The organism is Nostoc favosum CHAB5714 (assembly GCF_020829495.1).
Taxonomy (GTDB): domain Bacteria; phylum Cyanobacteriota; class Cyanobacteriia; order Cyanobacteriales; family Nostocaceae; genus Nostoc; species Nostoc favosum.
Window position 1 is genome coordinate 1 of record NZ_JAIVFQ010000163.1, and the last position, 9,609, is coordinate 9,609.

At 41.7% G+C, this 9,609-nt stretch carries 13 protein-coding genes; 6 read left to right on the forward strand and 7 right to left on the reverse strand.

All coding sequences use genetic code 11. The features are described 5' to 3' along the window. A partial coding sequence (locus tag LC586_RS38185) for a transposase (RefSeq protein ID WP_229490996.1) occupies positions 1 to 166 on the reverse strand: 166 nt, incomplete at its 3' end. Positions 167 to 246: 80 nt separating this feature from the next. Between LC586_RS38185 and LC586_RS38190 the strand changes: the two genes are divergently transcribed. From LC586_RS38190 to LC586_RS38200, 3 genes are all read left to right on the forward strand, one after another. After that, a complete protein-coding gene (locus LC586_RS38190; RefSeq protein ID WP_267921803.1) occupies positions 247 to 1,647 on the forward strand; it encodes an RNA-guided endonuclease InsQ/TnpB family protein in 1,401 nt (466 codons plus the stop codon). Between the two features lie 53 nt (positions 1,648 to 1,700). Continuing rightward, positions 1,701 to 2,105, forward strand: a complete 405-nt coding sequence (locus tag LC586_RS38195) for a Uma2 family endonuclease (protein ID WP_229490979.1) — start codon at positions 1,701 to 1,703, stop codon at positions 2,103 to 2,105. Between the two features lie 266 nt (positions 2,106 to 2,371). Further along, entirely contained in the window at positions 2,372 to 3,961 is a 1,590-nt protein-coding gene (locus LC586_RS38200; protein ID WP_229490981.1) for a glycoside hydrolase family 57 protein, read from the forward strand. Between the two features lie 48 nt (positions 3,962 to 4,009). Here LC586_RS38200 and LC586_RS38205 read toward each other — a convergent pair whose 3' ends face one another. The 5 genes from LC586_RS38205 to petC all read right to left on the reverse strand — a co-directional run bounded on the left by LC586_RS38205 (position 4,010) and on the right by petC (position 7,153). Then, positions 4,010 to 4,306: a cupin domain-containing protein gene (locus LC586_RS38205; protein WP_229490983.1), complete on the reverse strand. Its 297-nt coding sequence runs from the start codon at positions 4,304 to 4,306 to the stop codon at positions 4,010 to 4,012. A 61-nt stretch (positions 4,307 to 4,367) separates the two neighbouring features. Further along, positions 4,368 to 4,823, reverse strand: a complete 456-nt coding sequence (locus tag LC586_RS38210) for a type II toxin-antitoxin system YhaV family toxin (RefSeq protein WP_229490985.1) — start codon at positions 4,821 to 4,823, stop codon at positions 4,368 to 4,370. Beyond that, on the reverse strand, positions 4,823 to 5,143 hold the full coding sequence (locus LC586_RS38215; RefSeq protein ID WP_229490987.1) for a hypothetical protein: 321 nt from the start codon (positions 5,141 to 5,143) through the stop codon (positions 4,823 to 4,825). The genes LC586_RS38210 and LC586_RS38215 overlap by 1 nt, the downstream gene beginning before the upstream one ends. Before the next feature lie 292 nt (positions 5,144 to 5,435). After that, the gene (gene petA / locus LC586_RS38220) at positions 5,436 to 6,437 is read right to left on the reverse strand and encodes a cytochrome f (protein WP_229490989.1); all 1,002 of its coding nucleotides are present in this window, start codon (positions 6,435 to 6,437) and stop codon (positions 5,436 to 5,438) included. A 176-nt stretch (positions 6,438 to 6,613) separates the two neighbouring features. Further along, complete coding sequence (gene petC / locus LC586_RS38225; RefSeq protein WP_229490991.1) at positions 6,614 to 7,153, reverse strand: cytochrome b6-f complex iron-sulfur subunit; 540 nt, start codon at positions 7,151 to 7,153, stop codon at positions 6,614 to 6,616. Positions 7,154 to 7,381: 228 nt separating this feature from the next. Here petC and LC586_RS38230 point away from each other — a divergent pair, with 228 nt between their 5' ends. Both LC586_RS38230 and LC586_RS38235 read left to right on the forward strand, forming a co-directional pair. After that, positions 7,382 to 7,690 (forward strand): DUF3067 family protein, encoded by a 309-nt coding sequence (locus tag LC586_RS38230; protein ID WP_109011578.1) that lies wholly within the window; start codon positions 7,382 to 7,384, stop codon positions 7,688 to 7,690. Positions 7,691 to 7,790: 100 nt separating this feature from the next. Then, positions 7,791 to 8,405: a hypothetical protein gene (locus LC586_RS38235; RefSeq protein WP_229490992.1), complete on the forward strand. Its 615-nt coding sequence runs from the start codon at positions 7,791 to 7,793 to the stop codon at positions 8,403 to 8,405. 28 nt (positions 8,406 to 8,433) lie between these two features. Here the strand turns inward: LC586_RS38235 and tatC are convergent, their stop codons facing one another. Next, entirely contained in the window at positions 8,434 to 9,228 is a 795-nt protein-coding gene (gene tatC / locus LC586_RS38240; RefSeq protein ID WP_229490994.1) for a twin-arginine translocase subunit TatC, read from the reverse strand. 293 nt (positions 9,229 to 9,521) lie between these two features. Here tatC and LC586_RS41805 point away from each other — a divergent pair. Beyond that, the coding region (locus LC586_RS41805) for a transposase-like zinc-binding domain-containing protein (RefSeq protein WP_438822952.1) at positions 9,522 to 9,609 on the forward strand (88 nt) is incomplete at its 3' end.

Here is a 9,609-nt window from a genome sequence, read left to right on the forward strand (position 1 = left end):
TCCATCTATTCTCATTGCAGACTTCACAGATAATTTCCTGTAGTCTTTGTGCTATTGCGTTTACCAATACCTTCTTTCTGCGCTTGGGGATAAAGACGAAGTGGTAGTTAAGAAGTGATATTGCGTTTCCTTCGTGCCTATATTCGTCTGGAGAAAAACTTCCCATGCTTCTGAATTACTGATTGTATTTTGTATATATGTAGTGTATATTCAAAGAAGCTAATCAACAACAGGAGGTGATGGTATTTGCTAACAAACTTTTGTTTTAAGCTGCGTCCTAACGTTACTCACTCAATTAAAATGAGTAACTGGCTAGATATGCTCCGCTCTACTTATAACTGGAGTTTAGCTGACAGAATAGCTCAATATAATCAGCAATTCATTCAAGGTAACTATTGCGATATTACAACCAAGGGAGAAGCTTGTCCACTGACTTGTTTTGTTAGCAAAAATGGCGCAAGCGGAGAACCTTGGAAAGATAACAAGAGCGTTTTAGACGGTAAGCTTAAAAACCCACGGCGTAGTGCTGGAGATATCCAAATAACTGCATTGCCGGAGTTAAAGAAACGTGCACCCTGGTTTAGTGAAATTGACTCTACAGTACTACAGCAAAATGTTAAACGTCTTGACACTGCTTACAAAAACTTCTTTGAGGGTAGAGGCTTTCCTAAGTTCAAAAACAGGAGTAATTTTACATCTTTCACCTACCAAATGGGTGTAAAACTTCAAGGTAGTAAAATCTATCTTCCCAAATTGGGATGGATGCGTTTTTTTAATTCCCGGTCAATACCAAATGGATTTACCATCAAAGCTGCTACGATTCGCAAGCGTCAGGATGGCTGGTATGTCTCAATTAGGATCGAAAACAAAAGCATTCCAGATTACATACCAAAACCATTGAATGAAGTTGAGTCTGTCCTTGGTTGCGATTTGGGGATAACCAAACTTGTTCACTTGTCTGATAGACATCAAATTAATAATCCTAAATTCTCAACCAACAAAAAAGCTAAACGCACTCTGAAAATTAGACAGAGGCGAGTTAGCAAAAAAGCTAAGGGTAGTAAAAATCGTAAAAAAGCAGCTAATAAGTTAGGACGTTTTCACAAAAAGATTACAGATAAACGAGTAGCTTACCAGTGGGATGTCGCCAACAAAATAGTATCCAGAAAGGTTGATGCTGTTGCGTTAGAAGATTTAAACATCTCTGGAATGTTGAAGCGCTGTAAAGTTAAGGTTGATGAGATATCTGGCAGGTTTCTCAAAAATGGACAATCAAGAAAGAAGGGTTTAAATCGCTCTATCTCTGATGCAGCATGGTCGGAGTTAATTTTAAAGATTGAGTATCTCGCTGTGAAGCAAGGAAAAGTCGTAATTAAAATCAATCCTAAGCACTCAAGTCAAGAATGCAGAAATTGTGGGCATATTGATAAGTCTAATCGTGATGGTGAGAAGTTCATCTGCACCCAATGCGGATATCATGAACACGCTGACATCGGTGCTGCAAAAACAATCAGAGATAGATGTTTGGAAATAGTACGTGGGGACTCCGCGAAACTAGCTGCTAGTCAGCAAAACGCCCAAAAGATATCACCACGCACTCCCGTGCAAACGTGGCGAGTTTGGGAACCTGTGCAAACAGGATATTAAGATTGTGAAGTCTTAAGAATCTCCTCGCCTTTAGGCAGGAGAGTGTCAATGAGATGTTATCTGATTCCACTGCCTCGGTTGATAAAGGTTTGAAAAAGCAAATATACCAGAATACATTTCGCACTCCAGATTACTTTTGGTTTGACCCAAACAACCTAGAATTACAGGAATTTCACTTAGTTGATGGGCAATATCAAGACCTTGTACCCACTGAGTCAGGTTGGTTATGGAGTCAGCAATTAGGGCTGTATTTGGCAGTATATTTGGGCAAATTACGCTTTTTTACACCAGATAGGCAGTTGGTGATGTTACCAGAGGAAGAATCAAACCAACAGTTAGAGCAAGTAAACCAACAGTTACAGCAAGCAAATCAAGAGCTAGAACAGGAACGTGAACGGTCTGCAATATTGACAGAACGATTACGAGCCGCAGGTATTGATCCTGAGCAAATATTCTGAAAAAGGCATGGGAAAATGGTGCTATGAACCAAACAATATCTGATAAAGTCCGTTGCACAACCTCTAAAACTGATCGCAACTTTGCTGGCTGATGAGGATGAATATCTTAAAGTTGTGAACAATTAACATGAAGCAGTAGCCTAAGCGTTCCTTTTATGTGAAAAGTTGACACTCGTATCTTCACTATCCCCATAAAGTCTTAAAATATTGTTAATTTCAGCCAAACCTCTCGACCTTCAACTTACAAGTATCACCCCAAAATCACTATGGCTATCGGCTACGTCGCGCTTGTACTCCACGCACATCTGCCCTTCGTTCGTCACCCGGAAAGTGACTACGTGCTGGAGGAAGAATGGCTCTATGAAGCCATCACAGAAACCTACATTCCATTATTGAAAGTATTTGAAGGCTTAAAGCGAGACGGTATCGACTTTAAAATCACGATGAGTATGACACCACCTCTAGTGTCGATGCTTCGTGATCCTCTGCTGCAAGAACGCTATGACGCACACTTGACCCAACTAGAAGAACTTATAGAACTAGAAGCAGAACATAATGTCAATAATGGACATCTTCGTTATTTAGCCGAACATTACATTACTGAGTTTAAAGAAGCGCGTCAGATATGGGAACGTAATCAAGGTGACTTGGTGACAGCTTTTAAGCAGTTTCAAGACAGTAACAACCTGGAAATCATCACTTGCGGCGCTACTCACGGCTATTTGCCGTTGATGAAAATGTATCCAGAGGCGGTATGGGCGCAAATTCAGGTAGCTTGCGAACATTACGAGCAAACCTTTGGAAAAGCACCCAGAGGCATTTGGTTGCCGGAATGTGCCTACTATGAAGGTTTAGATCGGATGCTAGCCGATGCTGGGTTACGCTACTTCCTCACTGATGGGCATGGCATCCTTTACGCCCGTCCCCGTCCGCGCTTTGGCACTTATGCCCCAATTTATACAGAAACTGGTGTTGCAGTCTTTGGTCGAGATCATGAATCTTCCCAACAGGTATGGTCTTCTGAAGTGGGCTATCCTGGGGCGGCGGAATATCGAGAATTTTACAAAGATTTGGGCTGGGAAGCAGAATATGAGTATATCAAGCCCTACATCATGCCCAATGGTCAGCGAAAAAATACGGGTATTAAGTATCACAAAATTACTGGGCGTGGTTTAGGACTTTCAGATAAGGCGCTTTATGATCCTTATTGGGCTAGGGAAAAGGCCGCAGAACACGCTGCTAACTTTATGTATAACCGAGAGCAGCAGTCTGAGCATCTTTATGGTATAATGCAGCGCCCGCCAATTATCGTTTCGCCTTATGACGCAGAGTTATTTGGACATTGGTGGTATGAAGGCCCCTGGTTCATCGATTACCTATTCCGTAAGTCGTGGTATGACCAAAAAACATATCAAATGACCCATTTAGCAGACTATTTGCGAGATCAGCCAACTCAGCAAGTCTGTCGTCCTTCGCAGTCGAGTTGGGGTTTCAAGGGTTTCCACGAATATTGGTTAAATGAAACGAACGCGTGGGTTTATCCGCATTTGCACAAAGCTGCTGAACGGATGATTGAAATCTCGCATTTGGAACCAGAGGATGAATTGCAGTGGAGAGCGCTCAACCAAGCGGCGAGGGAATTGTTATTAGCACAATCTTCCGACTGGGCATTTATTATGCGGACGGGAACAATGGTACCCTATGCAGTTAGACGGACGCGATCGCACCTGATGCGGTTCAATAAGCTCTATGAAGACGTTAAAGTCGGCAAAGTTGACAGTGGTTGGTTAGAAAAAGTCGAGTTAATGGATAATATCTTCCCCGAAATCAACTATCGCGTCTATCGTCCGCTATAGTCTCACAAAAAATGATCAACAGCAGTAGGGTGGGTATTGCTCACCCTATTAGTCGCTTTCATTGAGCATCTGATGAGGAACATTAGGCGGAACTTCTACACCTTCGTGTTGAGAAAGCACTTGGCGGGAACCATTGATTTCTAAGGTTGCCTTTCCAGATAAGATAAAGAAAAACTGGTGCGACGCCGAATAGCCCGTCGTAGACATCGCTGGTGATAATGTTCTCACCTCAAAACTTCCTGCTGGCATCAGTTCGTGAATCACGCTCAATGGTTGCTTAACAAGATGCCAGCCATGACAATTATTACCCCACAGATAATGCTCGGCAATTTCTTTGTTAATCATTTGCTGTGCGCTTCAAGTTTCGCTAATGCTAGCCGTGTCCAATCACTGCTTACTCTTCGTTTTAATCATCAGAATGTTCTAACTCACATTCTGCAAGTAGATTCTCAATACTTTCAGGAAAGTCCCCATTCTCTACTTTTTTGCTAAAAACTTGATAACAATCTTTTTTATCGCCTTCCTTCCGAGGAAAACCTAACCAAAGAATAATAATAATTTTTAGTTCTTTGAATGCTCTAAAGAATAATCTATATCGTTCAGGTAGCCCCATTTTTTTGAGACGGCTATACTTTTGCAAAGGTTTTTGCAAAGTAAAGTGACTAGCAAAAGGGTCTTGAGGAATTTTTTCTTTAATGCCAATATTCAATGCTTTTAAGAATTTGACATCTGAATGTGTAATAAATTCTTCTTTAGGTAACTCATTTTTTAAAATACGAACCCTATTACGCAATTCTACCCATTGTTCGTTAAACAATGGGTAGAAAAAAATTTGCCATCCATTACAAGTAAATGCAGCCATTAATCTATAACTACATCAGCCAGTAAATCATCCATTTCATCGCTCATTTCTTGAGTATAAGGAACGAGTTGAGAAGGGTTCTGCATAGCATTCTTCATCAGAAAGTCAAGAAAAAGGCTCATCATAATGCCCTCATCTTCATCAGCTTCATCAACGTTATCGGTTTCTAATCTAACTAAGAACGTGTTATCAGATAGCACTTCAATATGACCTGAAGCATTAGCTAAATGGGGATAATCTTTAGAGAATGCGCGAGGTAAGCGAAACCCATCTTGATTTCCTACCTTTGCATGAGTTACGGGATAACTTTTTACAGCCATGAGCTAATTCCTAAGTATGAAGACACTAGCATTCAAATGCAATATTTAGACATCATAAATTTGATATGAGAAGTTATGTTTTGTTATAACGATTGTTATAACTTACAACTAAAATATAACAGATTCCACAAAAAAAGACTATAAGTTAATATAAAATTTTTTGATTAAGTAGATATACTTGTTAAAACAAATTGAATATAAACCTCTGAGTCCTATGTACAGACTTGGAACCATAACATATAAAAAAGACAGGCAACAAGCCTGTCCTACAAGGAATGATTTAGCAGAGAATTTAGAAATTCATTTCAGCAGCTTGAACTTTCTCAACCTGCTTCTTCTTCAGCACAAGCATAACTTGGGCTAACATTACAAGAGCGATGAATGCAATCATCCATTGGACTCTAGAGGCATCTTGCAATACGATTTCTGCATCTTGTTGACCGAAGCCACCGACATTTGGGTTGCTGGTCAAAGCTTCACCAGTCTTAACTGCTTGCCCTTCGGAAACAAGCAGTTCTGGCCCTAAAGGAATCGTATCAACGACAACATCACCAGATTCAGGTTGGATGTTGACTAGATATTTAACGTTACCGTCTTCATCTTCCTCTTTGGCAATCTTGGTAATTGTGCCAGTAGCGGAAGCGTTGTAAACAGTGTTATTGCTCTTTTCGCCAGTTGGATAAACTTGTCCGCGCCCCCGGTTAGCACCTAAGTGAACTGAATATTTACCGAAGTGGATGTTTTTATCGGTTGCGGGGTTGGGAGAAAGAACTGGGAAGACGATTTCTTGATACTGTTCACCTGGTAAGGGGCCGACGATGACGACGTTTTCTTTGTCTTCGCTGTAGGGTTGGAAAGGAGTGTCGCCAACTTCTTCTTTAAGTTCTTCAGAAAGACGGTCTTCGGGAGCAATCTTAAAGCCTTCAGGTAGCATCAGTACAGCACCGACGTTCAAGCCAACCTTAGAACCATCAGCACCAACTTGCTGGGCACTCAGATCGTAGGGAATTTTCACCACAGCTTTGAATACAGTGTCAGGTAGCACCGATTGGGGAACTTCCACTTCTGTAGGCTTGGCTGCTAGGTGACAGTTGGCACAAACAATCCGCCCGGTTGGTTCGCGGGGGGTTTCGGGATAGGTTTGCTGTGCCCAAAAGGGATAGGCGGCAGCTGATTGGGGAAGGGCTAGATCGCTGGTGAAGTAAAATGTCACAGTAGCGATCGCTATGAGCAATGTTTTTACGATCGCTCTAGCGCTGCGAGTTAACCTCGCTCTTAAGAAAACATTTCTCATCTCTAATAAGGGCAACGATTGAATTAGTCATTGGTCATTAGGAGTTAGGAGTTAGAAGTTAGGAGTTAGGAGTTAGGAGTTAGGAGTTACTATTATCTCCTCTGCCCTTTTGCCCCTCTGATCCTCTGCTTCCTCACTCCCTTACTCAGAACTCAGCACTCATAACTCAGCACTGATTAAGCCCACCAAGCTGGATCACCGGTGCGGAAGTCGGTTTCTGTCCAAGGGGTCAAGACGATTTTGTCGTCGTTTACACTGGTATGGGCCAAAGGTAAAGACAGGGGCGCTGGGCCGCGAACAACCTTACCAGTTTCGTCATACTGGGAACCATGACAAGGACACTTAAACTTGTTCTCTGCAACGTTCCAGGGGACGACACAACCTAAGTGGGTGCAGATGGCGTTAATGCCATAATCTTTGATCGCCTCTTTGCTGTCTACCACAATATAGGTAGGATCTCCCTTTAGCCCTTGGACTAGGTTGCGATCGCCTGCATTCCGGTTTTCTAGAAATTTAGCGACACTAACATCGTTACCTAGCTCGTCTTTTGCCGTTGTACCGCCACCAGCACCACCAGTTGCGGGTGGAATAAAGTAGTTGACAACGGGATACAATGCACCCAGAGCCACTCCAGTGACAGTCCCAAAAGTGAGCAGATTCATGAACTGACGACGCCCCATATCGGGCACGTCTGCTGATTCAGAAAATTGAGCCATAATCTACGCGCTCTTTGTGTATTTTGTTAAGCATTTTGACAAAAGTACTGTACTTGAGGAACTCTTGTCTAAGTCGAAATGCTAGCGCTCACAACGATGCCATACTTCTTTGTTCCAAGATATAAAAAGCATCTTTTCTGTTAGCATTACATTTCTTTATATCCTTATCATACTGGAGTCACGGAACTTAACATCATAACTAAATGTAAAATCTGATTGAGAAAAGCTATGACAGGACAGGAATTACGTCAGATGTTGCTTGATAAGTGGGGATATTCTTATGATGTCCAGTTTCGACGGGCACAGGGAAAGATATTTTTGCAAGTCATGTGGAAATACTTGGAGCAAGCTTCTTTTCCCTTGAGCGAGGCGGAGTACCAAGAGCATCTTGACACCATTGCTAATTATCTTCATGCCTTGGGGGGGTCAACGCAGGTACAAACATATATTACCCAAACACGCGATCGCCCCCGCCTCGGCAAAGCTGTTAGCATTCCTCTAGATTTGGGTGAACGTTCTTCCGAATGGATATTATGACCTCCTATTGCATTAACATTAATAATTTTTTGAGTAATTACAGTGTTTTTTATACAAAAATACCTTCGTAAAAGATATTGACAATTTGGAGAAAACTCAAATGAGCCGCCAACCATTGCTAGACCCAAATCGCTCGTATACTTTTAGTAATTACTTTGAGTTAGGGTTTGCGGTTGACGATTTAGTTGCTGAATTCGGCTATTCCTTCGAGCGGAAATTTATTGATTTACCACAATATTCTGGTACATTAGACCGGCTTAGTGACCTCAAGCAGCGAATTGAGGAAGTTTTACCCTATGTAGATTTGGAGAACGAAGCTACACGCCGGGAAATGCTAATTGCGCCAATTGTTACCGATTTAATTCACTATTCCCGTGCTAAATTACGAATTGAATACACTATCAAAGTTGATAACCGACTTCAAGGTAATTTTGATTATTTCCTCAAAACAGAAACTAATTTAATTGTGATTGAAGCCAAGCAAGCAGATATAAATAGGGGATTTACACAACTGGCAACTGAGATGATAGCTCTTGACAGGTGGACTGATTCTACTCAAACAGAAATATTAGGAGCGGTAACAACAGGTAATGTTTGGCAATTTGGCAGATTATACCGACAGACACAGCATATTGAGCAAGCAATCAACCTTTATCGTGTTACCGAAGAGTTGGAAATAGTGGTTAGGATCTTACTAACTGCACTCCTCAACTAAAACTAAGTTTAGATTTTTTGGAATATCGTTATTTACCTGTAAGTTTAACCAGTCCAACACCACCGAAATAAAGCCCTAAAACTGCTCCCGCTAAAAGACTTTGAGTTAGGGGGTCAGTAGAAGGTGTAAGCACGGCTCCTAAAACGACTGCTCCCATAATCACGTAACGCCAACCAGAAACCATCCGTTCTGACGAGACAATGTTCAAATTACCGAGCAATAGTTGGATGATGGGAATTTGAAATGCTAAACCAGTGCTGAATAACAGGAGCAGCACAAATTCAAAATATTTATCAATTGACCAAAGTTGTTCAACTACATCTGCTCCGTAGCTGATGAAAAATTTCAAAGCTGCGGGGATAAGGAGTAAATAGGCAAATACTAACCCAGCAGCAAACAGCACAGTCGAACCCAAAACCACAGGCCCCAGTAAACGGCGTTCACGGCGAGTCAGTCCTGGAAGCACAAACTGGATAATCTGGTAAAGAATGAAAGGACTAGTAAGTACGAAGCCAGTGTAGGCTGCAACTTTGACGGAGACAAAGAAATATTCTCCGGGTGCAAGTTGGAGAAATTTTACTCCTTGTGCTGGAACCTCAAGTAGCTGGACAATCGGCTTAACGGCAAAGAAACAGCCAATAATACCCACCGCTACGGCAATCAGCGAATAGAAAATGCGCTGCCGCAACTCTTCTAGGTGGTCGAAAAGGGACATTTCGACTTCACCTGGCAACTCATCAAGAGGATCATTGTCTGAGTTGCCATATCCTTCTGGGTCGATGTTGGGAACGTTTACAGTATCTACGTCTTGTGAAGGCGTCACGTCGCTTCGCTCCGAATTCAAAATTCACGCATTCAAAATTAACAATGCCCTAAATTTTTTATTTATGGGCTTGTATCTTTTTTTTGTCGGTCATCGACCATTTCGGTGACTCAGCACTCTTCATTATTTTATCTGGGGAATGCAGCTAGCAAGATATGTTTTTAAACGCTGTGGGTTTTTTTGTCCTGTTTTTTCGGGTTGCGTCTGCATAAATTAGTAGTAAGCCATCTTGTAGGCAATGTTTAACCTAAAAAGGCGTTGCATAATAGAGGGATGAATTGAGGTTTTCTACTGTGTATTGTCCATACTGTGAGTCTACTGAAATTAGAAAAAATGGTAAACGAAGAGGTAAACAAAATCACATTTGTGTAAAATGTGGTC

What these genes read in the sequence shown, in the direction of transcription:
- LC586_RS38235 (WP_229490992.1), top strand. Translation starts at nt 7,791, where the DNA reads ATGAGCCGCCAACCATTGCTAGACCCAAATCGCTCGTATACTTTTAGT.
- LC586_RS38215 (WP_229490987.1), bottom strand. Translation starts at nt 5,143, where the DNA reads ATGGCTGTAAAAAGTTATCCCGTAACTCATGCAAAGGTAGGAAATCAA.
- LC586_RS38205 (WP_229490983.1), bottom strand. Translation starts at nt 4,306, where the DNA reads ATGATTAACAAAGAAATTGCCGAGCATTATCTGTGGGGTAATAATTGT.
- LC586_RS38230 (WP_109011578.1), top strand. Translation starts at nt 7,382, where the DNA reads ATGACAGGACAGGAATTACGTCAGATGTTGCTTGATAAGTGGGGATAT.
- LC586_RS38210 (WP_229490985.1), bottom strand. Translation starts at nt 4,823, where the DNA reads ATGGCTGCATTTACTTGTAATGGATGGCAAATTTTTTTCTACCCATTG.
- LC586_RS38195 (WP_229490979.1), top strand. Translation starts at nt 1,701, where the DNA reads ATGTTATCTGATTCCACTGCCTCGGTTGATAAAGGTTTGAAAAAGCAA.
- LC586_RS38200 (WP_229490981.1), top strand. Translation starts at nt 2,372, where the DNA reads ATGGCTATCGGCTACGTCGCGCTTGTACTCCACGCACATCTGCCCTTC.
- petC (WP_229490991.1), bottom strand. Translation starts at nt 7,153, where the DNA reads ATGGCTCAATTTTCTGAATCAGCAGACGTGCCCGATATGGGGCGTCGT.
- petA (WP_229490989.1), bottom strand. Translation starts at nt 6,437, where the DNA reads ATGAGAAATGTTTTCTTAAGAGCGAGGTTAACTCGCAGCGCTAGAGCG.